Consider the following 25,895-nt stretch of genomic DNA (forward strand, 5'->3'; position numbering starts at 1 on the left):
CCCGAACTTGTTTCAGGGTCCATCGGGCCGCGTCAATCGGAAGTCTGGTTCACCTGTGGCCATGTGGTTTGCGGGATCACACGGAGGGGCGGGACGACGAATGGACACTGAAACGAGTTCAGGGTGACGAGGGAACCTGCCTCCATCGTCCAAACCGGTGGTGCCGGTCAGGCCGCGAGCACGTCCTTGACCTTGCGGCGCAGCAGCTTGCCCATTTCGTTATAGGGCAGCTCGGTCACGAAAGCGATGCGCTCGGGCACGCGGCTGGAGCGCAGGCGGGCCCGGATCAGCTCCTTGAGCTCGTCCTCGGCGGGCGGCTCGTGACCCTCGCGGGTGACCACCGCGACGCCGACCGCCTCGCCCCATTCGACCGAGGGCACCGCGCAGGCGCAGGCATCGGCCACGGCCGGGTGGGTCAGCAGCACGTCCTCGATCTCGCCGGGACTCATGTTCTCGCCGCCGCGCACGATCACGTCGTCGGCGCGGCCCGAGAGGAAGAGGTATCCCTCCTCATCCATGTAGCCGGCGTCGCGGGTGGGGAACCAACCCTCGGCGTCGAGCGCCGACTTCTCCTTGTATTCGCCCGAAACCTGGTCGCCGCGTACGTAGATCTCGCCCGCCTCGCCAACGGGGAGCACTTGGCCGTCCTCGCCACGGATCTCCATCTCGACCGTCGGGATCGGCTTGCCCACCGAGGTCAGGCGCGCGCGCACCTTCGGGTCGTCAGAGGCAAGCGCGGCGCGGTGCTCGTCGGGGCCGAGCAGGGCGACGGTGGAGCTGGTCTCGGTCAGGCCATAGGCATTGGTGAAGCCGCTTGTGGGGAACAGCTCGAGCGCCTTGTGGATCACCTCGAGCGGCATCTTGCCGCCGCCATAGGCGACCGCGCGCAAGCTGGAGACTTCGGCCGGCGCGCCCTTCTCGATGGCGTCGACGATGCGCGCCAGCATGGTCGGCACGACAAAGGCGTTAGTAATGCGCTCCTCGCCCACCAGCGAGAGCCAGCTCTCAGGCGAGAAGTTGGGCAGCATCACGATCTTGCGCTGCGCGTAGATCGAGGAGAGCAGGGCGGAGATGCCGGCGATGTGATAGGGCGGCACGACGACCAAGGCCGCGTCGTCCTCGTCGGCCGAGGCGAACTCGACAGTGCCCAGGATGTAGCCCAGCAGGTTGGAGTGGCGCAGGATCGCGGCCTTGGGCGCCGCAGTGGTGCCGCTGGTGAACAGCTGGATGGCCACGCCTTCGCCTGCATCGGCCTCGCGCGTGTCTTCGCTCGGGACCGTCTCCTGGACCTTTTGCGTGAACTCCTCCCGGCTGAGGATCGTATGGCCCTGGTCGGCGGCGACACGGATCACCCGCTCCTCGTCGCCGATCACCAGCGCTGGCGCGATGCGGCCGAGCAGGGCGGAGAGGTCGGCGTCGGGCAGGCGGTAGTTGAGCGGGCAGTAGGGCACGCCGGCCAGCGCCGCACCGAAAACCGCGATCAGCGCGGCCTCGCTGCTCTCATCCAGCAGGGCGACATACTGCGCGTCGCTCTCGACGATCAGCTCGAACGCGCCGCGCGCCGCGCTGAGCAGCTCGCCATAGGTCCAGCGCTTGCCGTCGCAGACGAGACCGATGCGATCGGGCGCGGCTTCGGCCGCCATTTCGAGGAGAAGCGCGATGTTCATGGCAGTATGACGGCCCTTCTTGGGTCGAGGGTGTGTAGGTAGGTCAGTCGGACGCAGGAAGCGGCTTGGCATCCTTGGTGACGAGCGCGATGCCGTCCACCGAGAGCGAGCCCTTGCCCGGCTTCACGCACAACAGCTCGTAAGCGCCGTCGGCGTCGACATAGCGCTTGCCCATCAGGGTGCCGGCCGAGAAGTCCGCGGCGAGCGGCAGCAGTTCGGCGGGCTTGCCCTCGGCCATCGGCGCGCCACCGCATTCAATCGTGCCCCCGCCGGTGCGGATCACCATGACCTCGGTGTCGTCGGCTTGGCTCTTCAGTCGGGTACCGGGCTTCATCTCATCATCCTCGTGCTGATCTGGTGTTCAATTTATCGCGCCACTTGCCTTTAGGCGCGCGATGTCGTCCCATTCAAGGCCGAGTTCCAGCAGGATCAACTCGGTGTGCTCGGACGGTTGCGGCGCGCGGCTCGTGGTGAAGGGCTGGTGATCAAACTGGACCGGGCTGCGCACGATGCGCATCGGCGCGGAACCGTCGATCGGCTCGACTTCGATGAAGGTGTCGTTGGCGATCGCCTGGGGATCCTCACCCAGGTCCAGCAGGCTCTGCACTGCGGCCCACTGGCCCTTCATCGTCTTGAGGTGCTCGCGCCAGTAGGCGAAAGGCTGCGCCGCGATGGCAGCGGTGATGATCTGGCTGGCGGCGGCACTGTTTTCCATCAGCGCGCGTGCCTCGCCGAAGCGCGGATCATCGGCCGCTTCGGGTACGCCCAGGTGCGCGAAGGTGTCGCGGATGTAGGGGCCGGGTACCATGATGAACAGGCTGATGACGCGATTGTCGCTGGTTAGGAAATGGCCGATGAACGGGTTCACCAGCGCGCCGCCGGGCGCGGGCATGCCGACGCGCATCATCTTGCCGGTGTGCAGGTACGGCGCGAGGACCATGCCCGACATCCACATCGCCGAATTGAACAGCGACACGTCGACTTCGGTCGCCTCCCCCGTGCGCTCGCGATGGAGCAGGGCGGCGGCGATCCCGCCGGCGAGATACATGCCGCTCTGCGAGTCGCCCATGCCGCCGATGCCCATCGTGAGTGGGACTGCGGACTCCTGCGGCGTCAGCGCATGCGCCACGCCCGAGTGGATCCAGAATGCAGTCGCATCGAAGCCGCCGCGGTCGCGATCGGGCCCCTTGTCACCGAAGCCAGAGCCGCGTGCGTAGATGATATCCGGATTGACCGCCCGGATGTCCTCGATATCGATACCGAGTTTGCTGCGCACTGAGGGCAGGTAGTTGGTGATGAACACATCGGCGGTCTTGGCCAGTTCGAGCACCAGTTCACGACCCTCGGGCGTGGCGATGTCGATCCCGACCGAACGCTTGCCGCGATTGGGGTGCTCGATCATCGGGTTGACCACCGGGTCCATGGTCGCGCCCGCGATCGTCAGCATGCCGCGCTGGGCATCACCGCGCACCGGGTGCTCGACCTTGATGACGTCGGCGCCCCATTCGGCCAGCACGGCACCGGCCGCAGGCACGAAGACGAACTGGGCCACTTCGAGGACCCTGATGCCCTTCATCACCTGCGTCATGCCGACGTGTTCCCGTCCAGGCTGATTACGCGATCGCGCCCTTGGCTTTCAGCTCCTCGATCTTGTCCCACTCGACGCCCATTTCCATGAGCACGAGCTCGGTGTGCTCGCTCGCCTGGGGCGCGCGGGTGGTCTCGGTCGCCTCACCGTTCCACTGAACCGGGTTGCGCACCAGCTTGATCGGTTCGCCACCGTCAGACGCCTCGACTTCGATGATCGTGTCGTTGGCGATCGCCTGCTCGTCGTTGGCAAGCTCGATCAGGTTGAGGATCGGGGCCCACTGGCCCTTCAGCGTTTTCAGATGCTCACGCCAGTAGGCGAAGGGCTTGGTGGCGAAGGCTTCAACCAGGATGTCGCTGGCCGCCTTGGCGTTCTTCATCAAGCTGAGCACGTCGGCAAAGCGCTCGTCGTCCGCGTATTCGGGCTTGCCGATGTGCTCGAACGTGTCCCGGATCAGGCCAGTGGGACTGACCATGCACAAGTTGATGGTGCGCCCGTCCGAGGTCCAGAAGTTGCCCATGAACGGGTTGGTACCCGCGCCGCCCGAACTGGGCATCGAGTTCTTGGTGATGATCCCGGTCTCGAGCGCCTGCGCGATGTTGGCGCCAGAGGCCCAGGCTGCCGTGCTCATCAAAGAGACGTCGAGAACCGCAGCTTCACCGGTGCGTTCACGATGGAATAGCGCGGCCGAGATGCCGCCGGCGATGAACATGCCGCCGATCGAATCGCCGAATGCAGGCATGCCCTGCGAGAGCGGGCCAGGGAGTTCAGGCGGGGTCATGCAGTCGGCGATGCCGCTGCGCGACCAGAACGCGGTGCCATCGAAGCCGCCCTTCTCACGCTCGGGACCCTTGTCGCCCCAAGCGCTGCCGCGCGCATAGATGATGTTCGGGTTGGCCGCCTTGATATGCTCGACGTCGAACTTGTTCTTCTGCCGCACTTGGGGGAGGAAGTTGGTCAGGAACACGTCGCACTGCTTGGCCAGCTCATAGAGCAACTCTTGGCCTTCCGCCGTGCCTAGATCGATGCCGACCGAGCGCTTGCCGCGATTCGGGTGCTCGATCAGGGTGTGCCGCAGGGGATCGAGCTTCACGCCGCCCATGTTGAGGAACCCGCGCTGCGTATCGCCGCGCACCGGGTGCTCGATCTTGATGACGTCCGCGCCCCAATCGGCGAGGACGGCGCCGGCAGCCGGGGTAAACGTGAACTGGGCGACTTCCAGCACCTTCACGCCCTGCATCACCTTGGTGGCCATAGTCTTGTTTTTCCCTGCTGTGCCCGGCCGAAACGAAGCCGGCTCCCGTAAGCTCCGGTTTGCGCGGATTTGCAGGGTGGATCAACTGCGCAGGCCATCGTGACGACGATGATCTGACGCAGCTGACAGCCGATCTGGAACGCGTCTTCCGCAGCTGCATACTGCCTTAACCGCGGTTCAACAGGGACGCTAAGGAAGTTGAGTAAATCTACTTCGCGCTTGCAACATTCGCAATTGACTTGCGCGACATGCAATCCTAACCTAGGTGAGTAAGGCAAGCAGATAGCTTCAGCCTACCGGGTCACCCCCGATGCATATCGGAGAATACGTCATGAAGAAGATCATCGCTCTCGCTGCCGTCGCCACTGTCGCCACCTTCTCGGTTCCGGCCGCTTTCGCCGAGACCACCCAGTCGGTCCGCGAAGTCACCGAGGAAGCCGCTCCGGCTGCCAAGCTCAACGCCGGCCAGATGCTGTACAGCAACGGTGCGCGTCTCGCCCCGATCTACCGCGTCAACGCTGAGGGCAACCCGCAGATCATCCTCGCCGGCAAGCTGGTGACCGTTCCCGCCTCGACCATCACCTCGGTCGGCGGCAAGGTGACCACCTCGCTCAGCAAGAAGGAAGTCGCTTCGGCCAAGTAATCGGCCCAAGCTGATTTTCGAGAAAGGGCGGTGCCGGGGGGCGCCGCCCTTTTTGTTTGTGGGGGTGAGCCTAAACCCGTCGGCTGAAACGCACCGTTTGGTGACGTGCTTCGACAAGCTCAACACAAGCGGTATGAGGACGGGCCGGATCTCGCTGGTTCCGTGTGGCCATTGGCAGGTCAGGGCGCTTTACCCCAACACCGGCCAGGGTGAGCTTGTCGTAGCTCACCCCTTACGATGCTCGGCTCAGCCGCGACTCACGTTGTCGTAGATGCGGTCCAGGTAGCTGCCCAATGCGTCCAACTCATCCTGGCTGAAACCCTTGAACATGCGCTGCTCGCTGGCGCGGGCGATCGAGGCGAGCTTTTCCAGCAACGGCTCGGCAGCTGGGGTAAGGTACACCGCTCGAGCGCGGCGATCGTCCCGCCTGTCGCGGCGTTCCAGCAGGCCGTCTGCGCAGAGGCGATCGATCAGGCGTCCGGCCGAGGCCTCCGACATCTCGAGTGCCTCGGCGATGGTGCGCTGGGTGGCGCCGGGCACGCGCGAGACCACCGCGATCATCGCCCACTGCGACCGCGTGACGTTCAGGTTGACCACCTGCCGGTCGAAATTGTTGCGCAGCAGGCGTGCGATGATCGTGAAGCGCAGGCCGATATGGCGGCGCGCCTCATGCGCCGAGTCGGGACCGGCCGGTTCTACCGACTGGCCCTTGGTTCCCGGCAGGAGGTCGCCCGATACCGTGACGGCCGAGACCTCTACAGCGGTGCCGTCCTCGTTGGTCACACGCGCTCGATGATCATGGCCGGCGCCATGCCGCCCGCAGCGCACATGGTGATCAGCGCATAGCGGCCGCCGGTGCGCTCCAGCTCATCCAGCGCAGTGCCGACGAGAATGGCACCGGTCGCGCCGATCGGGTGGCCCATCGCGATCGAACCACCATTGGGGTTCACCTTGGCGCGATCGAGATCGAGGTCGCGGATGAACTTTTCGACGACGACGGCGAATGCCTCGTTGATCTCGAAGACGTCGATATCGTCCTTGGTCAGGCCGGCTTTCGCGAGCACCTTCTTGGCTGCGGGCACCGGCGCGTTGAGCATCAGCGTCGGATCGTCACCGACGTTGGCCGTCGCCACCACCCGCGCACGCGGCGTCAGGCCGTGCTTCTCGGCATAGTCCTTCGACGCAAGCAGCAGGCCCGCCGCGCCGTCGACCACGCCAGACGAAATGCCGGCGTGGTGTATCGGCGAGAACTCCAGGTCGGGGTACTTCTGCTTGATCAGTTCGGCGTACGTCGGGCCGTCCTTCTGGCTCGGCATGTTGTAGAACATCTCAAACGCTGGCTTCAGCGTTGCCAGCGATTCCTTGGTCGTCTCGGGCCGCGGGTATTCTTCGTGATCGAGGATCACGTTGCCCTCGTCGTCCTTGACCGTGATCGTCGACTTGTCGAAGCGGCCTTCCTGCAGGGCCACGGCGGTGCGGCGCTGGCTTTCCGCGCCCCATTCCTCCAGCTCCTCGCGGGTGATGCCTTCCATCGCGGCGATCGCGTCGGCCGCGATACCCTGGTTGGTCTGCGGGTGCTTGGCCTGAAGCCGCGGATTGCCCACGCCCATGCCGCCAGAGCCCAGTCCGGCCTCCCGCATCTTGCCGCTATAGTGGTTGACGTAGCTCAGCTGCTCGGAGCCGCCGGCGATCACCAGGTCTTCCATGCCCGACATGATCTGCGCGGCGGCGAGGCTGGTGGCGGTCAGGCCCGAGCCGCAGTAGCGGTTAAGGTTCACGCCACTGGCGCGCACATCATAGCCTGCATCCATCGCCGCCATGCGGCCGATCGCGCCGCCCTGCAGGCCGAGCGTCGCCGAGGTGCCCCAGATGATGTCGTCAACGTCCGCTGTGTCGAGGTTGTTGCGCTCCTTCAGCGCGGTGAACACGGTGGCGGCGAGATGCTCGGGATGCATGGTCGAGAGCGCTCCCTTGCCCATCTTGCCAAGGCCCCGGGGGGTGCGGACAGCGTCGATGATATAGGCGTCTGCCACGGTGGTCTCCTGCGCAATTCGAGTGTGCCCGGGACATGCGAGGTAGCCTGGGAAAATGCAATCCGACAGGGCATCGCGGGTGCGATTGCTTTCAAAGGTTAGCATATTGGAACGCCGCTGCGCTATCCAGATTGTGCGAGTGGACTGTGCCGCGAACTCGCCTTGTGCGGGTTGTGCCGCGTGCGGGCCCATGCCAGCTTGACGCGCAGATCGGCCATATCAAAAGCCATGGCCAGCAGAACAGAGTGGGGGACACAACTTGGGCACTATCGCGAACGGAGGTCAGGAGAGACCGGGCGGAGCGTTCGCGCCGCTGCGCGAACCGGTGTTCCGCCGGATCTGGAGCGCCAGCTTGCTCTCCAATTTCGGGCAGTTGTTCCTCGGCGTTGGCGCGGCTTGGGAGATGACGCGGCTCAGCAACTCGCCCACCATGGTGGCGCTGGTGCAGACCGCGCTCATGGTGCCGCTGATGTTCGTGACGCTGCCAGCCGGCGCGATCGCGGACATGTTCGATCGCCGCCGGATCGCGATCTCCGGTCTCACTTTCTCCGCCGTGGCCGCCGCCGTTCTGACGACGATCGCTTATCTAGGCCTCACCACGCCCTGGTTGCTGCTGCTGTTTTGCGCGCTGATCGGCGCGGGCGTGGCGCTCTACTCGCCGTCGTGGCAGGCCTCGATCCCCGAGCAGGTCTCGCGGGAGAACCTGCCCGCCGCTGTGGCGCTGGGCACCATCAGCTACAACGTCGCACGCAGCTTCGGCCCGGCGCTGGGCGGCGTGATCGTGCTGGCGGCCGGCGCGCAAGCGGTGTTCGGGCTGACCTCCGTGCTCTACCTGCCGCTGCTGTTCTCGTTCGTGCTGTGGAAGCGGCGCCACACGCCTTCACGCCTGCCGCCCGAGCGCATCGACCGGGCGATGATCGGCGGCGCACGCTTCGCGCTGCACTCGCCAGGGATCCGGACCGCGCTGACGCGCATCTTCGCCTTCGGTTTGTGCACGGCGACGGCCGCCGGTCTGGCGCCGCTGGTCGCCAAGGAGCTGCTGCACGGTGATGCGGCCGTCTACGGCATCCTCTTGGGCGCGCAGGGCGTAGGCGCCGTGCTGGGCGCGCTGTTCGTCTCGCAGATCAAGCAGCGCTTCACCACGGAGGCAGCGGTGCGCTTGTTCGCCGTCGCGACCGGCCTAGCGCTCGTGGTGATCGGGCTGAGCACGCACACCGTGCTCAGCTGCGCCGCGTTCTTCGTGATCGGGATGAGCAACATCCTGACGGTCGCGATCCTCAACGTGACGGTGCAGCTCTCGGCTCCCCGTTGGGTGACGGCGCGCGCTCTCTCGCTCTATTCCTCGGCCATTACCGCCGGCATCGGCATCGGCGCGTACGCCTGGGGCGAAATCGCCGGCGTGACCGGAGTGTCGCTCGCCTTTGTCGCCTCCGGCGTGGCGGTGGCGGCCACAGTGCTGCTCGGCTTCGTCCTGCCGCTGCCCAACGAGGACAGCGACACCTCGATGGTCGAGATCGGTTATGAGCCTGAGGTCGCGCTGGCACTCACCCTGCGCTCGGGCCCGATCGTGGTCGAGGTGGAGTACGACGTCGACCCGGACCAGGCACGCGAGTTCTACGACACGATGATGAACCTGCAGCGCGTGCGCAAGCGGCTCGGCGGGTTCGACTGGTCGCTGGCGCGCGACATCGAGAATCCGGCGCTCTGGACCGAGCGCTACCATTGCCCGACTTGGGGCGACTACTTGCGCATGCGCGATCGCTACACCGCGCCCGAGTACCAGCTTCAAGCAGATGCGGACGCGTTCAACCGGCAGCGCGGCCGCCGCGTCACCCGCCGCTTGGAACGACCGTTCGGATCGGTCCGCTGGAAGGCGGAGTCGCTCGACCCACGCCAGGAGACGGTCGGATACATCGGGCCCTGACCCGGGCACCATCCCGGGCAGTGTTGCATCCCTGCGGCAGCGCGCGAGACTTTTGACAGTCGTCCAATTCTCCTCTGGATTTGTCTGCGCGGCGCGCTAGAAATGCCGGCAAAGAGCAAATCGAAACAGGGGAGAGAGACATGCTGAAAGAGCAGCTTCGCGCGTCCGCGGCAATCGGAGCCATTCTGGTCGGGGCCACGATCGTAGCCAATCCGGCCTTTGCGCAGGCCGGTGCGGCCGGTGCCCCGCAGGACGCAGCGGCATCCGACAACGACGTGATCATCGTTACCGCGCAGCGCCGCGCCGAGGCGCAGGTCGACGTGCCGATCTCGATCACCACCCTCTCGTCCGACGCGCTCGACACCGCCAACGTCCAGCAGCTGTCTGATATCGGCAAGGTGACGCCCGCCCTGCGCTTTGACTTCGCCGGCGGCTTCTTTCAGCCGACCATCCGCGGCATCGGCACGGCGGTGGCGACCTCTGGCGGCGGCGGTAACGTCGGCATCTACATCGACGGGTTCTATTCGCCCAACCCGCTGGCGGCCGACTTCGACTTGATCAGCGTCAGCAGCATCCAGGTCCTGAAGGGCCCGCAAGGCACGCTGTTCGGCCGGAACACCACCGGCGGCGCGATCTTGGTCTCCACCCGCGAGCCCAATACTAACGCCAACTCGTTCGAAGGCCGTGCCAGCTACGGCCGCTACAACGAGGCGCGCATCGAAGGGATCGGCAACTTCGTCATCTCCGACCGGGTCGCGCTCAGCGTCGAGGGGCAGTACCGCCGCGGCGACGGCTGGCAGCACGATATCTCGACCGATCGCGATGTCGGCAAGTACGAGAACTGGTCTGCGCGCGTCAGCCTCAAGGCCGACCTCACCGATGACGTCTCGCTGCTGCTGCGCTACAAGCACGGTCAGGTCGACGATCCCTCGCCGTTGCTGGTCTCCAGCTACGTGGACGACCAGATCGGTGTCGGCGCTCCGTTCGGTGGCATCCCCGGCACCTTCACCACGCGCAAGAACGAGATCGCATCGGGATCGCAGCCGGAGTTCTTCCGCTCGAACTCGGACGTATTGCAGGCGACGTTGACCGCGGATCTGGGTTTCGCGAACCTCACCTCGTACTCGCAATACCGCAACGAGAAGGTAAATTCGTCGCTTGAGCTCGACTACTCGGGCGCGGATATTTTCCAGCTCGGACTGCCCAACAATAACGAGACCTGGAGCCAGGAACTCCTCCTGACGTCCAAGAGCGGCCCCAAGCTGCAGTGGACCGCCGGCTTGTTCTATTTCGAGAACACCGACCAGTACATTACGGGAATCGACACCGGCGGCGCTGCCAATCGCATTCGCCTAGGCGGCTCCAGCACCACCGTACGCAGCTATGCCGCTTTCGCGGACGCCACTTACGAGATCACGCCCAAGCTCTTCCTCACCGGCGGCTTGCGCTACGCCTACGACAAGGTGGACGACGCCTACTACAACACCCGGTTCCTCAATCCGGCACCGATCACGTTGCCGAACGGGACTACGTGCTCGGCCACTGGCGGACGCGTCTACCTCAAGGATTGCGACCCGGGTGCGATCAAGTTCGCTGATAGCGGCCGCCTGACGCCGCGCGCGGTGATCCGCTTCAAGCCCGACGATCGCTCGAGCATCTACGCCTCGTTCACGCGCGGCTACAAGGCGGCGGTCGTGGACGTCGGCGGCTCTTGCCAGAACGCGCCCTATGTCTGCAGCCGGGTAAGTCCCGAAAAGGTCAATGCCTACGAACTGGGCTTCAAGTACGAAAAGCCTGGTTTCTCGCTGGAGGGCGCGGGCTTCTATTATGACTACAGCGACCTGCAGGTCTCGATCTACGAGGCCGGCACGGCGCGGATCGTCAACGCCGCCCAGTCGGAGATCTACGGCCTGGAAGGCGCCGCGCACGTGCGGCCGGTGCAGGGTCTCGATCTGTCTGCCGGCGCGTCCTGGGTGCACGCACGCTACAAGGACTTCAACAATGCACCGATCTACACGCCGTGCGCCTCGCTGGGCGCTGTTGCTGCCGCAGGATGCGCTGCCAACGGAGTGACGTTCCTGGTGCTCGGTCAGAACCTCGACAACGTGACCATGCAGCGCACGCCCGAGTTCACCGGCTACATCGGTGCGCGTTACGCCACGCCACTGGCGAGCGGCGAACTCGCGCTGTCCGGCAACCTGTCCTACTCGTCGAGCTTCTTCTTCGGACCCTCGGGCATCCAGTTTAAGCAGGGCGGCTACGAGACTCTGTCGCTGCGCGCGCAGTGGACCGCTCCCGACGATCGCTGGTACCTGGCGGCCTATGGCGACAACGTGACCAACAGCCGTTACCTGACGCAGGTGCAGTACTCCAACTTCGGCATTGGCGCGAACTGGAGCAAGCCGACGACCTTCGGTGGCGAAGTCGGCTTCAAGTTCTGATGGGAGACCGGTGTTCCCAGACGGGTATTGTCTGGGAGCGCGGGACTAGCAAGAATGACACGCGACGCCGGGGAGGGAATGTCCTTTCCGGCGTTTCGCACGTGGCCATAGAGCCGACGAGGAGAGCCTGACATGACCGAACGCCGCAAGTACCGCGTGATCCAGTGGGCGACCGGAAACGTCGGCAGCCGCGCGTTGCGCAGCGTGATCGAGCATCCTGAGATGGAGCTCGTCGGCCTGTGGGTCAGTTCCGAGGGCAAGGTCGGCAAGGACGCCGGCGAACTGGCAGGCCTCGGTAGCGAGACCGGGGTCAAGGCCACCAACTCGGCGGCAGACCTGATCGCGCTCGATGCGGACTGCGTGCTCTACATGCGCCAGGGCACCGACTGGGACGAGCTGGTGTCGATCCTGGCGTCGGGCAAGAACGTCGTGACCACGCGTGGCGACTTCCACCATCCCGGGACGATCGAGCCGGCCAATCGCAAGCGTATCGAAGACGCCTGCCAGCAGGGCGGAACCTCGATCTACAGCACCGGCTCGAGCCCTGGCTTCGTTACCGAGGCGCTGACCATTCCGCTGCTGTCGCTCGCGCGCCGGCATGACCTCATCACCATCGACGAGTACGCCGACGTCTCGAGTCGCGACTCGCCCGAAATGCTGTTCCAGATCATGGGTTTCGGCGAACCCGTCGGCCCTTACGACCAACGCCGGGCCGAGCACCTGAAGGGCGACTTCGGCAGCTCGCTCTCGCAGATCGGCGAAGCCATCGGCCTGCCGATCGACGAGATCGAGGCGTTCGGCGAACTCTCCGGCACCAAGGAGACGCTCCACATCGCCGCCGGTACGGTCGAGGCGGGCACGGTGGGCGCAATGCGGACGACGATCACCTGCAAGCACCAGGGTCGCTCGGTGCTTCGCTTCCGCGCCAACTGGTACGTCACCACCGATATTCAGGACGAAGGCTGGAACCTGCGCGATTCGGGCTGGCGCATCCAGACCGAAGGCGACACGCCGGTGCTGGTCGACATTCACTTCCCGGTGCCCGAGGAGGACTATGCCGCGTTCACACCGGGTCTGACCGCGCACCGCCCGGTCAATGCCATCGCCGCAGTGTGCGCAGCGGAGCCGGGCATCCGGACCACGGTGGACCTGCCGCAGATCGTGCCGGTATTTGCTTGAGCCCTAACCCTCTCCCCTTGAGGGGAGGGGGTTCTGCATTACCGCCGGGACGGCAGCGCTGCAGTCGCCGTCGCGGCATCGCCGCCGAGCACGCGGTAGAGCGTCACGCGATTGCTCGCCTGCGCCAGACGAGTGGCAATCTCCGACTGCTGTGCCCCATACAGGCTGCGCTGCGCGTCGAGGCTGGCGAGGAAGCTGTCGACACCGAAACGATAGCGCGCCTCGGTCAGCTTGGCGGTGTCCGCGGCAGCGGCGGTGTTGGCGGAGGCGGCGCGCAGCCGCTCGGCCAGGGTGCCCTGGTCGGCCAGGGCGTCGGAGACTTCGCGGAAGGCCACCTGGATGGCGCGTTCGTAGCTGGCAACGGCAGCGTCGCGCTGAGCGCGGCTGACCTCGACATTGGCGACACGGCCGCCTGCGTTGAACAGCGAGTACGAGGCGTCGGCGCCTGCCGACCAGCTGAACGCACCGCCGCTGAACAGAGAGGAAAGCGCAGAGCTCGCCACGCCGAGCAGGCCCGTCAGGGAGATGGACGGGAATAGCTGCGCACGCGCGACGCCGATGTCGGCATTGGCCGCGCGCAGCTGGTACTCGGCCTCAACCACGTCGGGACGGCGCAGAAGCACTTGCGAGCTGGTGCCGGCGGGCAGGGTGGCGAGCGTATTGTTCACTTGCGCGATGCCGGCGGGGAGCAGCGCCTGGTCGAACTCGGCTCCAATCAAGAGGCGGATGATATTGGCGTCCTGCGCCAGCGCCGTCCTCTGCTGGGCAAGGTCGCCGCGCGCGGTTTCCAGCACTTGTTCGGCCTGGCGCAAGTCGGTGCGCGGGGCGACGCCGCCGTTCAGGCGCAGGCTGGTCAGCTCGACGCTGCGCTGGGCATTGGCCGCGGTCGCCTCGGCCAGCCTGAGCAAGTCCACGTCCGAGCCATACGTCGCCCAGGCTTGCGCCAGGTCGGCGATCAGCCCCAGCCGCACGGTGCGTGCGGTCGCCTCGGTCGCGAGCGCCGTGTTCCGCTGGGACTCCGTGGCATTCGCGTAGCGGCCGAAGAAGTCGAGTTCGAAGCTGGAGACGCCGCCTTGTAGGCCATAGGACCAGCCGCTGCCCGAGCTTCGGGTGGTTCCCGTGCCCGAGCCCGTACCCGACCCAGTGTTGCCTGTAGTCGAACTCCCCCGGTTGGCGTAAGTGGCCGAGGCGCTGACGCCGATCGCCGGGAACTGATCGGATCGGACGACCCGCACTTGCGCGCGTGCCGCCGCAAGGTTGGCCGCGGCGACGCGCAGGTCGCGGTTGTTCTCCAGCGCCTGCGCGATCAGCTGCTGCAAGCGCGGATCGCGGAAGACCTCGGTGTAGGAGACCACCGGCAGGTTCGCCTCGCTCTGCAAAAGGTAGGCGTCCCCAGCAGGCCAGGTCTGCGGCACCGGCGGCGTGGGGGCGACGTACTTGGGCGCGAGCGAGCAGGCACCCAGCGCCAGGGCCGAAACCAGCGAGAGGGTCAGACGCACGCGGGTCATGCCGGTTCTCCATCGCTCTCGCGCGGTTCCTCGTCGCGACGGCTGCGATAAGGCGCGATCCGTGCTCGCGCTGCGCGCAGCCCGTCACGCACGCCACGGCGGACGAGTACGAAGAACAGCGGGATGTAGAAGATCGCCAGGATCGTCGCGGTGAGCATGCCGCCGACCACTGCCGTACCGATCGCGACACGGCTGTTGGCGCCTGCGCCGGTCGCCAGGGCGAGCGGGAGCACGCCGAAGATGAACGCGAAGCTGGTCATCAGGATCGGGCGCAAGCGGATTCGGGCGGCTTCGATGGCGGCATCGATCACGCGCTTGCCCTGCTTCTCGGCTTGCTCGGCGAACTCGATCATCAGGATCGCGTTTTTGGCGGCGAGGCCCATCGTGGTCAGCAAGCCGATCTGCAAGTAGACGTCGTTCTCCAGCCCACGCAGCGTCACCGCAAAGATCGCGCCGACGAGGCCGAGCGGGATGACGAGCAGCACCGCGACCGGAATGGACCAGCTCTCGTACAGCGCGGCCAGGCACAGGAACACGACCAGCAGCGACAGGCCGTAGAGCAGCGGCCCTTGGCCTGAGCTCAGCCGCTCCTGATACGACTGGCCCGCCCAGGCGACGGTAGTGCCGGGGATCTTGCCCGCCAGTTCCTCCATGATGTCCATCGCCGTGCCCGAGCTGACGCCCGGCGCTGCCTGGCCGCTGAACTCGTACGAGGGAATGCCGTTGAAGCGCGAGGTCGTGCTCGGCACCGTGGACCAGCCGGTCTGCGCAAAGGCCGAGAAGGGCGACATCGCGCCGCTGCTGGACCGCACGTACCACTGGCCCAAGTCCTCGGGCCGGCTGCGATAGGGCGCGTCGCCCTGGACGTAGACGCGCTTGACGCGCCCTTTGTCGATGAAGTCGTTGACGTATGTGCCACCCCAGGCCGTGGCCAGGGTGTCGTTGACGTTGCCAGGCGTGAGACCGAAGGCGGTCGCGCGCTGCTGATCGACGTTGACCGACAGGGTGGAGACATCGGGCAAGTCGCTCAGGCGCACGCCGGTCAGGCGCTGGTCGGCGTTGGCGGCGGCGAGCAGCTGGTCACGCGCCTCGATGAACTTCTCGCGGCTCATGCCGCTGGCGTTCTGCAGCTCCATGGTGAAGCCCGAGGAGGTGCCCAGGCCGCGCACCGCGCCGGGCACCAGCGCGAAGACCTGCGCGTCGCGCAGCACCGACAGCGAGCGCGAGGCGCGCTGGACGATGCTGTCGGCATTGTTCTCCTTGCCCGGACGGTCGGCCCAGTCCTTCAGCTTGACGAAGCCGTTGCCCGTGTTCTGCCCGGCGGCACCCTGGCCGCCGCCCGAAACGGTGAACATACTGGAGATGTTGCTCTTTTCCTGCGTTAGGAAGTAGCGTTCCACCGCCTGCTGCACCTTCTGCGTGCGGCCGAGCACGGTACCGGCGGGCAGGCGGTACTGGACGATCACCGTGCCTTGGTCCTCGGTCGGCAGGAAGCCGCTGGGAAGGCGCAGGAATAGCAGCGCCATGATCGCGACCACGACTGCGTAGATCACCAGGAACAGCCACTTGCGATCGACCACGCGGGCCACCGTGTCGGCATAGCGCCCGCTCAGGCGATCGAACCGCTCGTTGAAGCCGTGGCTGAAGCGCACCAGACGATCGCCGACAGCAGGGAAGCGACGACGCAGCAGGCCGGGCTTGGGCTCCTCGCTCTTGGGCTTGAGCAGCGTCGCGGTCAGCGCCGGGCTAAGGATCAGCGCCACCAGCACCGAGAGCACCATGGCGGTGATCACGGTCAGCGAGAACTGGCGGTAGATGACGCCGGTCGACCCACCGAAGAACGCCATCGGCAGGAACACCGCGGAGAGCACCAGCGCAATGGCGACCAGCGCGACGGTGAGTTCGTCCATGGACTTGATCGTCGCCTCGCGCGGGCTCATGCCGGGGTTCTCCTCCAGCAGTCGCTCCACGTTCTCGACCACGACGATGGCATCGTCCACCAGCAGGCCGATGGCCAGCACCAGGCCGAACAGGGTCAGCGTGTTGATCGAGAAGCCGACGACGTAGAACACGGCGAAGGTGCCGAGCAGCACGACCGGAACCGCGATCGTTGGGATCAGCGTGGCGCGCCAGCTTTGCAGGAAGACGAACATCACGACCACGACCAGCGCGATCGCCTCGAGCAGCGCTTTTTCGACTTCCTCGACCGAGAGCTTGATGAAGTCGGTGGTGTCGCTGCCGTAGACGTATTCCAGCCCCTCCGGCATGTCGCGGGTGAGGTCCTTCATCTGCGCCTTGACTGCCTCGGCCGTGCGCAGCGCGTCGGCACCGGGGGACAGCGAGATCGAGATACCGGCACCGGGATGGCCGTTGACGCGGCTCACCACCGAATAGCTCTCCGCGCCGATCTCGACCCGGGCGACATCGCCGACGGTCACGGTGGAGCCGTCGGTCTGGGTCTTGATGACGATCGCGCGGAACTGCTCGGGTGTCTGCAGGCGGGACTGCGCCGTCACGGTGGCGTTGAGCATCTGCTCATCGGGCGAGGGCACGCCGCCCACTTCGCCCGCCGCCACTTCCGTGTTCTGCGCGCGAATGGCCGTGACCACGTCGTTGGGCATCAGTGCTACCGCCGCCAGCTTGCGCGGGTCGAGCCAGATGCGCATTGCGTGCGGCGCGCCGAACACGTTCACTTCGCCGACGCCGTCGACGCGCGATAGCGGGTCCTGGATGTTCGAAGCCAGGTAGTCCGAGACGTCCTGGTTCGAGCGGGTGTCGGTCGCATCGTAGACCGCCACCAGCATCAGCTGGTCGGGGTTCGACTTGGTGACACGCACGCCCTGCGTCTGCACCTGCTGCGGCAGGCGGGCGAGCGCGCTCTGGATCTGGTTCTGGACCTGGACCTGTGCGATATCCGGGTCAGTGCCCTTGGCGAATGTCGCGCTGATGGTCGCGCGGCCACGGTTCGAGGACTGCGAACTGAAGTACAGTAGCCCGTCGATGCCGGTCAGCTGCTGTTCCAGCACCTGGGTGACGCTGTTCTCGATCGCCTGGGCTTGCGCGCCGGGGTATGTGGCAGAAATGTTGACCTGAACCGGCGCGATGTCTGGATATTCCTGGTTCGGCAGCATCGTCAGCGCGCCGGCGCCGGCGAGCATGACGATGATCGCGAGAACCCAGGCGAAGATCGGCCGATCGATGAAAATGCGTGACATCGGGCGATCAGCTACCCTGCTTCGAGGGTGCACCCTGTCCGGCGCCGGACTTGCCGCCCGCGCCACCGCGGGGCGCCTTGGTGGGGTCCTGCGGAGCACTGGCCGGAACCGGGACGATCGGCGCGCCCTGCTTGAGGCCGTTCAGCCCCTGCATGATGATGCGGTCGCCGCGGACTAGGCCCGAGGTGACGACCCAATTGGCGCCGAACGTGCGCGTGGCCATGACCTTGCGGCGCACGGCCTTGTTCCCCCCCGTCTTGTCTTTGGGCCCGACCAGCATGACGTAGGCCGAGCCGTCGAAATCGCGCTGGATCGCCTGTTGCGGGACGAGGAAGGCGTTGGTCTCGATCGCCTGGTTAAATACCGCGTTCACGAATGTGCCCGGCAGCAGCATGCCCTGGGGATTGGGGAAGCGCGCGCGCAAGGTGACGGTGCCGGTGTCCTGGTTAACGGTCACTTCGGAGAACTGGACGGTGCCGGTCTGCGGATAGTCGCTGCCGTCCTCCAGCTTGAGCGTCACTTGCGTGCTGCCCGCCTCGATCCCGCCGGTACGCAGCTTGCGGCGCAGGGCGGTGAGGTCCGCAGCGGATTGCTGCATGTCCACGAACATCGGATCGGTCCGCTGGATGACCGCTAGCGGCGTGGTCTGGCTGTTGCTGGCGAGCCCGCCCACGGTGACGAGCGAGCGGCCGATGCGCCCACTGATCGGCGCAGGTACTGTAGTAAAGCGCAAGTTGACGCGGGCGGTTTCCAGCGCGGCGTTGTTCTGCGCCACGGTCGCGCGGGCCACGCGTGCCTGTGCGGCAGCGTCAGTGTAATCCTGCGCGGCGACGGCCTGCATCTCGGCCAGTGGCTTGTAGCGCCGAGCCTTGGCCACTGCAGCGTCGGCACTGGCGCGCGCGCTGGCGAGATTGGCCTGCGCCTGGTTGACGTCGGCGCGGTAGAGGCTCGGGTCGATCTGGAACAGCGGCTGCCCGGCGCGCACGTAGCTGCCTTCCTCGAACAAGCGGCGTTGGATGACGCCTGCGACTTGCGGGCGCACTTCGCTGGTCTCGAACGCTACGGTGCGGCCACCCAGCGTGACCGGTTGCGGCACCGCGCTGGGGGCGGCGACGACAAAGCCGACCTTAGGTGGGGGCCGCTGCCCCTTCCCCTTGTCTTCCGACTTGCCACAGCCGGCGAGCACCACCACGCTCATGAGAGCGAGCACGGGAACGATGCCGCGCGCGGAGTTCCGGCGCAGGCCAGGCAGAGGGCAAGCTAACGTCAATTCTGTCGCCTTGGTCCAAGTAGTTGGTCTGGCCTATCCGACCTTTGTTTGCGCCTGCAAGCTGCGATCTGACGAGTGCGACATTTTGCGACCGGATTGCCCTTGGGGGAGCCTGCAGGGTAGGCGCTCAAGCCGGCGCGCCGACCGGATCGGGTCTGGCCTCCTCCTCGTCAGGATCGCGGCCGTGCAGGCGATCAAGCGTGCGCATGATTGGCGTCACCGTCAGCCCATGCAGCAGGATCGATAACAGGGCGACCAGTCCGACGATTGCCCACAAGCGGTCGCCATCGGCGAACTTGCCGTGGTTCAGTGCGTAGGCGAGATAATAGAACGAGCCGACCCCGCGGATGCCGAAGAAGGCGAGCGTCAGGCGCTCCGACAAGTCCGCCTTCAAGCCGGTCATCGCGATCATGCCCGCGATCGGCCGAACCACCAGGATGATCGCGATCGCAGCGAGCCAGTCCTGCCAGCCGAGCGGGCTCAGCAGTCCGTTCACCACTGCGCCACCGAACAGGATCAGCAGCACCATCATGGCGATGCGTTCGACCTGTTCGGTCAGAGCATGCATCTGGTAGTTGAAGTCGTGGTCGCGGTGCGAGCGACGCAGCGCCAGCGCGGTCACGAAGACAGATAGAAAGCCGTAGCAGTCGAGGATTTCGGCAACGCCATAGGAGATGAACGTCGCCGCGATGGCGATCAGTCCGTCGCCGGTCTGCGCAAGCCTGGTCTCGGCCGGCACATGGAAGGTCAGCCAGCCGAACAGCCTGCCGATCAGCCAGCCGACCAGGATGCCCGCCGCGATCTCCCACACGACGCTGTGCAGCACCCATTCCTTCAGCCACGGCTCGCCTGTGCTCGCCGCCAGGGCCAGCGCCATCGCCAGGTTTACGAACGGGAACGCCAGGCCGTCGTTTAGCCCGGCTTCGGAGGTGAGGCCGAAGCGCACTTCGTCTTCCTCGCCCGACTTGGGCGGGCCGACCTGTACGTCCGCCGCGAGCACGGGATCGGTCGGCGCCAGGGCAGCGCCCAGCAGAAGCGCGGCGGCCCAGCCCAGGCCCAGGCCCCACCCGGCGATCAGTGTGATCGCGCCGATGCTGAGCGGCATGGTGACCGCGAGCAGCCGCCACGTGACGCTCCAACGCCGCCACTTGAACGCGCGGTCGAGCTTCAGGCCTGCGCCCATCAGCGCGATGATGACGACGAACTCGGTCAGCCGCTCGGTCGCCTTCGGCATGTCCATCGGGAACGGCCGCAAGGTGACCGCCGGCAGGGAGAACAGGATCGCACCGATGGCGATGCAGATGATCGGCAACGACAGCGGCAGTCGCTTCAACGCAAGTGGCAGCCAAGCGACGAGGGCGATCAGTACGCCCGCCCCGGCCAGCCAGACGATATAGGGTTCGGGCAGCGAGAGGCCGAGCATGGAAGCGCAACGGTTGCCGCAGTGCAGCGTTCCGAAGATAATTCAATGAGATGCGGATCGCAGACCATTTTCCGCGGCTTGCCCTTCAGCACTTACGACGCGGTTGGCTCGCAACTTTCGTAGCCCCGTGAACAGCGGCTGGATGGCTTGCATGTCGCGCGGGCTGCGGCACAACCGATCGAACGGGCTTCTATTGCATGCCAGAAAGTGCCGGTGCGGGACGATTGATAAAGGATTTCAGCGCGAAGCTGCTCTGGATATGCGCCACCCCGGCGATCTGGGTGAGGCTCTCCAGCAAGTCGCGGTAGTGATCGAGATCCCTGACGACCGCCCGAAGCAGGTAGTCCGCGCCGCCCGTCATCAGGAACCCGCTCATCACTTCCGGAAGGTCGCTGACCTTCGCCTCGAACTGCTCGAGCGCTTCACGCACCTGGCGCTCCAGCGTGACCGAGATGAACACGATCATCGTCCCTGCCAGCCGACCTTCATCGAGCCGCGCCGCGTAGCCGGTGATGTAGCCGGCGTCCTCCAGTATCCGCACCCGGCGGATGGTCGGGGTAATCGACAGGCCGATCTCCTCGGCCAGGTCGCGCCAGGTGATGCGCCCGTCTTCCGTGAGTCTCTGCAGGATGCGGAGGTCATAGCGATCGAGTACAGGCGGTAGCATAATAACCCACTGGAGTCTGCAACGATGGCGGTATCTACTCTCCAGCCGCGCATCTGCAAACACCTTTGGTGCCTTATGCCGCCTCACGTGAGCTATACCTGCTCCCTCAGAGGAGCCATGCCGTGAAGATCGATCGCATCACCAGTCTCGACGCCATCTACAACGCCGAGAGTGGTCCCGCATTCATGACCGGCATCCAAGCGCTAGTCCGCTTGCCGCTGATGCAGCGCCGGCTGGACCGGCGGCGAGGGCTGAACACCGCCGGCCTGATCTCCGGCTATCGCGGCTCGCCCGTTGGCGCCTATGATCAGCAACTATGGAAGGCGCGGGCCTTTCTCGATGCGCACGACGTGGTGTTCCAGCCCGGGCTGAACGAGGATCTCGCCGCCACGGCCTTGTGGGGCGCGCAAATGCATCGCGCATACGGCCCGACCAAGGCCGATGGCGTGTTCGGGATTTGGTACGGCAAGGGCAATGGCGTCGACCGGACCGGTGACGTGTTCCGAAACGCCAACATGCTGGGCACCTCTGCCCTGGGCGGAGTGTTGGCGATCGGCGGCGACGACCACAGCGCGCAATCCTCTATGTTCCCGCACCAGACCGACGGCATCTTTCAGTCGGTGATGATGCCGGTGCTGCAGCCAGCGGACGTGTCCGAGATCCTGACGCTGGGCCTGGCGGGCATCGCCCTGTCGCGCTTCTCTGGCGTGTGGGTGGCGATGAAGACGATCGCCGAAGTGGTCGAGAGTGCGGCGACGTTCGACTTGCCCGACGCTTTCCCCAATTTCGTGTCTCCACCCGAGTTGGTGCCCGCGCATGGCCTGAACTGGGATCCACGCATCAGCTGGCCGGCCGAGCGGTTCGAGTACGAGCGCCGGATGATCGAAGAGCGTATCCCGGCGGCGATCGGCTGGGCTGCTGCCAATCGCATCGATACGCCGGTGTTCGCCGCCTCTCGCAAGCGCATGTGCGTGGTCACCGTGGGCAAGGCGCATCAGGACCTTATGCAGGCGCTCGCCAACCTGGGCATCGGCGAGGACGAGGCCGACGCACTCGGCCTGTCGATCTACAAGGTGGCGATGAGCTGGCCGCTTGCGACCGAGCCGCTGCTGGCGTTTGCCGGCGAGGCCGAAGAGATCTTCGTGGTCGAGGAGAAGGCCGGCACTGTGGAGGCGCAGATCAAGTCGGCGCTGTTCAACCGCTCGGGCCCGCGTCCTCGCGTCACCGGTAAGACCGACGATCGCGATGGCAAGCTGCTTCCGATCGTTTCCGAGTTCACGCCGCTGATGGTCGCCCGCGCGCTTGTCCGTCGATTGGGTCAAGGTGGTCCGATCGATATCGCGGCTCGTCTCGCCGCGATCGAGACGGCAGCGGATCGCGGCACGGTGGTGCCGTTCCCGGCGCGCAAGCCGTTCTTCTGTTCGGGCTGCCCGCACAACAGCTCCACGCGAACGCCAGAGGGTTCGATCTCGGGTGGCGGCATTGGCTGCCATGTCATGGCGCTGTCGCAGCCCAAGCTGAAGACCGCGACGTTCAGCCAGATGGGCGGTGAGGGCTTGCAGTGGGTCGGCGCCGCGCCGTTCTCTCAGACCGGCCACGTCTTCCAGAACATCGGCGACGGCACTTACCAGCACAGCGGCTTGCTGGCGGTCCGCGCTGCGGTGGCGGCGGGCACCAACATCACTTTCAAGATCCTCTACAACGATGCGGTGGCGATGACCGGGGGGCAGCCGGCCGAAGGTGCGATCGCGCCGCGCCGGGTGGTGGAGCAGCTGCTGGCTGAAGGCGTCGGCCAGGTCCGTCTCGTCAGCGACGATCCCGATCGTTGGCACGGCCAGATGCCGGCAGGGGTCGCGATCCATCACCGCGACGACATGGATGGCATACAGCGCGAAATGCGTGAGATCTCCGGTGTCACCGCCATCGTCTACGAGCAAACCTGCGCGGCCGAGAAGCGCCGCCGCCGCAAGCGCGGAGCGTTCCCCGATCCCGACCGTCGCCTGTTCATCAACGCCGCCGTTTGCGAGGGCTGCGGCGATTGCTCGGTGCAGTCCAACTGCATCGCGGTCGAGCCGCTGCCGACCGCCTACGGCACCAAGCGGCGGATCAATCAGTCCGCCTGCAACAAGGACTTCTCCTGCGTGAAGGGGTTCTGCCCCAGCTTCGTCGAGATCGACGGCGCCGCGGTGCGCAGGCCGGAGGCATCGCACATCCTCGCGATGGAGGAGGCGCGCTTCGGCAGCCTTCCCGCACCCGAGCCGATGCAGCTGAACGGCGTCTACAACATCTATGTCGCCGGGATCGGCGGCTTGGGCGTGCTGACCACGGGCGCGCTGCTGGGCACGGCGGCGCACTTGTCCGGGCTGACCGCGACTGTGCTGGACTTCACAGGCCTTGCGCAGAAGAACGGCGCGGTCGTCAGTCAGGTGCGGATCGCGCCGCAGGGCTCACCGATCCATGCCGTGCGCATCGGTGCGGGCGAGACGGATCTGCTGCTGGGAACGGACTCGCTCGTCGCCGCCAGCCCCGATGCCTTGCGCAAGTTTGCCCAAGGGCGCGGCGCCATCGTGCTGAACGGTGATGAGACGCCGACGGCGGACGTCGTGACCGATCGCGATGCCAAGCTGCCGACCGGCCAGATCGTGCAGACGCTGCTCGGACGCGCGGCCGACCGCGGCTTCCTGCTCCGTGCCACGCAGATCGCCGAGGGTCTGTTCGGTAACAGCGTTGCCGCCAACGTGCTGATCGTCGGGTATGCCTGGCAGAAGGGGCTGCTGCCGCTGACCGCCGAGGCGTTCGAGGCGGCGATCGAGGCGAACGGCGCGGCCGTGCCGCTCAACAAGCGGGCGTTTGCCTGGGGTCGCCTGGCCGCGATCGATCCTGATGCGGTCGACGCCATAGCCGGGATCGCCAAGGCTCCGGCCGTGGTGGAGGAGACGGTCGAGGCGATGATTGCGCGCCGGATCGCCGACCTGACGCAGTACCAGGATGCAAGCTACGCCGCGCGCTATGCCGAGCTGATGCAGCGGGTGGATGCAGCCGCCAAGCGGTTGGGGGATCGTGCGCTGGACTTCCGCCGTGCGGTCGCCGCGAATGGCTACAAGCTCATGGCGTACAAGGACGAGTACGAGGTGGCCCGCCTCTATGCCGACCCATCGTTCCGGCAGTCGCTGGAGGCGCAGTTCGCCGATACCAAGCGGATCTCGGTGTGGCTCGCGCCGCCGTTGCTGTCGCGCACCGACCCGCGCACCGGGCGCCCTGCCAAGCGCAAGTTCGGACCCTGGGCGTTCACCGCGTTCCGCGCGCTGGCTGCAGCGCGGCGGCTTCGCGGCACCTGGGCGGACCCGTTCGGCTACACCGCCGAACGCAAGGCCGAGCGGGAGCTGGCTACGCACTACGAAGCCATGATCGCCGCACTGTGCGACACGCTGGACGGCGCTTCGCTCGATCGTGCCACACGGCTGGCCGGCTTGCCCGATCAGGTCCGCGGTTACGGGCCGGTCAAGGAGGCTGCGATGGAGCAGTACTACGTGCAGGTCGCCGCGATCCAGGCGGAGCGACCGGCGCTGGACAGCATGGCCGCCTGAGCGGCCGCAGGAGGTCAGATGACGCGCTGGATCGAAAGGTCGAAGTGCGAGTTCATCGCCGCCTGCGCTGCCCCGGCGTCGCCCGCCGCGATTGCGGTCGCGACGGCGAGGTGATGGTCGAGCATGGCCTGCTTCTGCGCGTCGGTCACGCGGGTCTTCCAGGCCGTCGGCACCGCCACGTGCATCAGGATCTCGAACGAGCGGACGATCTGCTGGAACAGCACGTTGCCACTCGCCTCGGCGATGGTCTGGTGAAAGCCGATGTCCTGCTCGGTGATGACCGACAGGTCGCCATTGGCGGACAGCATGGCCTCTGCGTGGCGAAGAATGCGATAGGCTTGCGATGGTGCACGGTTCAGGGCGGCCAGCTCGACCGTGCGCAGCTCCAATGTGCGGCGCACGTCCCACACTTGCCGGACGGTGATCTGCTCGGTCGAGACCGCATGCTGTAGAGAAGTCGCCAGCACCGAGCCATCAATGGCAGCCACCCTCGGCCTGCGACCATTGCCCACATCGATCAGCCGCAGCGCGGCGAGCGCCCCGAATGCCTCGCGCATCACAGCCCGGCTCGCACCCAGAGCGTTCGCGAAGTACTGTTCTCCCGGCAGGACGTCACCGACCTTCAGCTTGTTGGCGGTGATATGCTCACGCACCATGCGCATGGCCTGGTTCACCAGCGATTCTGGCGGCAGCATCGAAGCAGGCTGGTTCACGCGGCGAGAACCCCGCTTGCCCGTAGCGAACTGGGTGCCGTTCCGAAGCGGCGAGAGAACGCGCGGGTGAACGCCGCGTTGTTAAGGTAACCGCAGCGATAGCCGATCGCTGCGATCGGCAGGTCGGTGGCGAACAGCATCTTGCGCGCGCCGCTGAGACGGTTCTCGGCGATCGCATCGGCGATGGTGCAACCGAAGATCAGCCGGAAGCCCCGCGTCAGCTTGGCGCGGTTGACGCCGCAGGCCCTGGCGATCGAGTCCACGGTCAGCTTCTCGTGCCAGCGCTCGTCTATCATGCGCCGCGCCGAGATGATGCGCTGGGTGTCGAGCTCGCACAGCTCGCCTCCGCCATCGGCGCGGACCAGCCGCCCGCTCGCAAGATCGGTGGAGAGGGCGCAGAGCAGCTCCACGGCCTTGACCGTGCGCAGCGTCTGCCCGGCGGGTTCGGGCAGGCTGCACTGCAGGATTGCCATCACCATGGCGCGCTGCTCGCTGGGCAAGTGCCACTCGCCGGTGGCATCCGGAACGACACCGATAACCTCTTGGCAACCCGCTCGGTCGACGATGAAGACCATGTCGCTGGCGCCTTCGCAACCATGGTCGCCGATCGTCAGTGTCGCTTGTCCGTTGCGCCCAAGATCGAAGAGGATGCGGATGGCGTCTGGCTGGATATCTGTCTCGGGTACTTCGCCCGGTCCCATGTACACTTGCATCCTGATGGATACGTCCAGACGCGCCTTGAACTGCATACCCTCTCCATCGCCGCCGAACGGTCTACAGGC

18 protein-coding genes are annotated in these 25,895 nt (G+C 66.1%); 5 read left to right on the forward strand and 13 right to left on the reverse strand.

What is annotated here, in order from left to right; all coding sequences use genetic code 11:
* Nucleotides 1-167: 167 nt before the first annotated feature.
* Genes GV044_RS10815 through GV044_RS10830 form a run of 4 tightly spaced genes read right to left on the reverse strand, consistent with a single transcriptional unit; the run spans nucleotide 168 to nucleotide 4,510 of the window.
* On the reverse strand, nucleotides 168-1,667 hold the full coding sequence (locus GV044_RS10815) for a class I adenylate-forming enzyme family protein (protein WP_159869314.1): 1,500 nt from the start codon (nucleotides 1,665-1,667) through the stop codon (nucleotides 168-170).
* Between the two features lie 43 nt (nucleotides 1,668-1,710).
* On the reverse strand, nucleotides 1,711-2,001 hold the full coding sequence (locus tag GV044_RS10820; RefSeq protein WP_159869317.1) for a hypothetical protein: 291 nt from the start codon (nucleotides 1,999-2,001) through the stop codon (nucleotides 1,711-1,713).
* A 27-nt stretch (nucleotides 2,002-2,028) separates the two neighbouring features.
* Nucleotides 2,029-3,255, reverse strand: coding sequence for a CaiB/BaiF CoA-transferase family protein (locus GV044_RS10825; protein ID WP_159869320.1), 1,227 nt, complete (start codon nucleotides 3,253-3,255; stop codon nucleotides 2,029-2,031).
* A 25-nt stretch (nucleotides 3,256-3,280) separates the two neighbouring features.
* The gene (locus GV044_RS10830) at nucleotides 3,281-4,510 is read right to left on the reverse strand and encodes a CaiB/BaiF CoA-transferase family protein (RefSeq protein WP_236554862.1); all 1,230 of its coding nucleotides are present in this window, start codon (nucleotides 4,508-4,510) and stop codon (nucleotides 3,281-3,283) included.
* 331 nt (nucleotides 4,511-4,841) lie between these two features.
* On the opposite strand from GV044_RS10830, the gene GV044_RS10835 reads away from it, so the two are divergent.
* Nucleotides 4,842-5,153 (forward strand): hypothetical protein, encoded by a 312-nt coding sequence (locus GV044_RS10835; protein WP_159869323.1) that lies wholly within the window; start codon nucleotides 4,842-4,844, stop codon nucleotides 5,151-5,153.
* A gap of 246 nt (nucleotides 5,154-5,399) precedes the next feature.
* Here the strand turns inward: GV044_RS10835 and GV044_RS10840 are convergent, their stop codons facing one another.
* Nucleotides 5,400-5,936, reverse strand: coding sequence for a MarR family winged helix-turn-helix transcriptional regulator (locus GV044_RS10840; protein WP_236554863.1), 537 nt, complete (start codon nucleotides 5,934-5,936; stop codon nucleotides 5,400-5,402).
* Nucleotides 5,933-7,186 (reverse strand): acetyl-CoA C-acetyltransferase, encoded by a 1,254-nt coding sequence (locus GV044_RS10845; protein WP_159869326.1) that lies wholly within the window; start codon nucleotides 7,184-7,186, stop codon nucleotides 5,933-5,935. The genes GV044_RS10840 and GV044_RS10845 overlap by 4 nt, the downstream gene beginning before the upstream one ends.
* A gap of 268 nt (nucleotides 7,187-7,454) precedes the next feature.
* Between GV044_RS10845 and GV044_RS10850 the strand changes: the two genes are divergently transcribed.
* The 3 genes from GV044_RS10850 (at nucleotide 7,455) to GV044_RS10860 (ending at nucleotide 12,730) form a co-directional block, all read left to right on the forward strand.
* A complete protein-coding gene (locus GV044_RS10850) occupies nucleotides 7,455-9,110 on the forward strand; it encodes an MFS transporter (RefSeq protein WP_159871277.1) in 1,656 nt (551 codons plus the stop codon).
* A gap of 140 nt (nucleotides 9,111-9,250) precedes the next feature.
* Nucleotides 9,251-11,551: a TonB-dependent receptor gene (locus tag GV044_RS10855; protein ID WP_159869329.1), complete on the forward strand. Its 2,301-nt coding sequence runs from the start codon at nucleotides 9,251-9,253 to the stop codon at nucleotides 11,549-11,551.
* Between the two features lie 132 nt (nucleotides 11,552-11,683).
* A complete protein-coding gene (locus GV044_RS10860) occupies nucleotides 11,684-12,730 on the forward strand; it encodes a dihydrodipicolinate reductase (protein WP_159869332.1) in 1,047 nt (348 codons plus the stop codon).
* 38 nt (nucleotides 12,731-12,768) lie between these two features.
* On the opposite strand, the gene GV044_RS10865 is transcribed toward GV044_RS10860, so the two are convergent.
* From GV044_RS10865 to GV044_RS10885, 5 genes are all read right to left on the reverse strand, one after another.
* Nucleotides 12,769-14,238: an efflux transporter outer membrane subunit gene (locus GV044_RS10865; RefSeq protein WP_159869335.1), complete on the reverse strand. Its 1,470-nt coding sequence runs from the start codon at nucleotides 14,236-14,238 to the stop codon at nucleotides 12,769-12,771.
* Nucleotides 14,235-17,453 (reverse strand): efflux RND transporter permease subunit, encoded by a 3,219-nt coding sequence (locus tag GV044_RS10870; RefSeq protein ID WP_159869338.1) that lies wholly within the window; start codon nucleotides 17,451-17,453, stop codon nucleotides 14,235-14,237. The genes GV044_RS10865 and GV044_RS10870 overlap by 4 nt, the downstream gene beginning before the upstream one ends.
* Nucleotides 17,454-17,460: 7 nt before the next feature.
* Nucleotides 17,461-18,651, reverse strand: coding sequence for an efflux RND transporter periplasmic adaptor subunit (locus tag GV044_RS10875; RefSeq protein ID WP_159871280.1), 1,191 nt, complete (start codon nucleotides 18,649-18,651; stop codon nucleotides 17,461-17,463).
* 199 nt (nucleotides 18,652-18,850) lie between these two features.
* Nucleotides 18,851-20,146, reverse strand: coding sequence for a sodium:proton antiporter (locus tag GV044_RS10880; protein ID WP_159869341.1), 1,296 nt, complete (start codon nucleotides 20,144-20,146; stop codon nucleotides 18,851-18,853).
* Nucleotides 20,147-20,336: 190 nt separating this feature from the next.
* Nucleotides 20,337-20,876, reverse strand: a complete 540-nt coding sequence (locus tag GV044_RS10885) for an Lrp/AsnC family transcriptional regulator (RefSeq protein ID WP_236554864.1) — start codon at nucleotides 20,874-20,876, stop codon at nucleotides 20,337-20,339.
* A 59-nt stretch (nucleotides 20,877-20,935) separates the two neighbouring features.
* Between GV044_RS10885 and GV044_RS10890 the strand changes: the two genes are divergently transcribed.
* Nucleotides 20,936-24,400, forward strand: coding sequence for an indolepyruvate ferredoxin oxidoreductase family protein (locus tag GV044_RS10890; RefSeq protein WP_159869344.1), 3,465 nt, complete (start codon nucleotides 20,936-20,938; stop codon nucleotides 24,398-24,400).
* A gap of 14 nt (nucleotides 24,401-24,414) precedes the next feature.
* Here the strand turns inward: GV044_RS10890 and GV044_RS10895 are convergent, their stop codons facing one another.
* Both GV044_RS10895 and GV044_RS10900 read right to left on the reverse strand, forming a co-directional pair.
* Nucleotides 24,415-25,113, reverse strand: a complete 699-nt coding sequence (locus GV044_RS10895; RefSeq protein WP_236554865.1) for a FadR/GntR family transcriptional regulator — start codon at nucleotides 25,111-25,113, stop codon at nucleotides 24,415-24,417.
* Entirely contained in the window at nucleotides 25,110-25,826 is a 717-nt protein-coding gene (locus tag GV044_RS10900; RefSeq protein ID WP_236554866.1) for an AraC family transcriptional regulator, read from the reverse strand. The genes GV044_RS10895 and GV044_RS10900 overlap by 4 nt, the downstream gene beginning before the upstream one ends.
* Nucleotides 25,827-25,895: the final 69 nt, after the last annotated feature.

Source organism: Novosphingobium sp. 9U (assembly GCF_902506425.1).
In the GTDB taxonomy this organism is placed as follows: Bacteria; Pseudomonadota; Alphaproteobacteria; order Sphingomonadales; family Sphingomonadaceae; genus Novosphingobium.

Coding starts and splice junctions, on each gene's coding strand:
- GV044_RS10835 (WP_159869323.1), top strand. CDS start 4,842: ATGAAGAAGATCATCGCTCTCGCTGCCGTCGCCACTGTCGCCACCTTC.
- GV044_RS10865 (WP_159869335.1), bottom strand. CDS start 14,238: ATGACCCGCGTGCGTCTGACCCTCTCGCTGGTTTCGGCCCTGGCGCTG.
- GV044_RS10855 (WP_159869329.1), top strand. CDS start 9,251: ATGCTGAAAGAGCAGCTTCGCGCGTCCGCGGCAATCGGAGCCATTCTG.
- GV044_RS10820 (WP_159869317.1), bottom strand. CDS start 2,001: ATGAAGCCCGGTACCCGACTGAAGAGCCAAGCCGACGACACCGAGGTC.
- GV044_RS10860 (WP_159869332.1), top strand. CDS start 11,684: ATGACCGAACGCCGCAAGTACCGCGTGATCCAGTGGGCGACCGGAAAC.
- GV044_RS10825 (WP_159869320.1), bottom strand. CDS start 3,255: ATGACGCAGGTGATGAAGGGCATCAGGGTCCTCGAAGTGGCCCAGTTC.
- GV044_RS10900 (WP_236554866.1), bottom strand. CDS start 25,826: ATGCAAGTGTACATGGGACCGGGCGAAGTACCCGAGACAGATATCCAG.
- GV044_RS10830 (WP_236554862.1), bottom strand. CDS start 4,510: ATGGCCACCAAGGTGATGCAGGGCGTGAAGGTGCTGGAAGTCGCCCAG.
- GV044_RS10815 (WP_159869314.1), bottom strand. CDS start 1,667: ATGAACATCGCGCTTCTCCTCGAAATGGCGGCCGAAGCCGCGCCCGAT.
- GV044_RS10880 (WP_159869341.1), bottom strand. CDS start 20,146: ATGCTCGGCCTCTCGCTGCCCGAACCCTATATCGTCTGGCTGGCCGGG.
- GV044_RS10870 (WP_159869338.1), bottom strand. CDS start 17,453: ATGTCACGCATTTTCATCGATCGGCCGATCTTCGCCTGGGTTCTCGCG.
- GV044_RS10875 (WP_159871280.1), bottom strand. CDS start 18,651: ATGAGCGTGGTGGTGCTCGCCGGCTGTGGCAAGTCGGAAGACAAGGGG.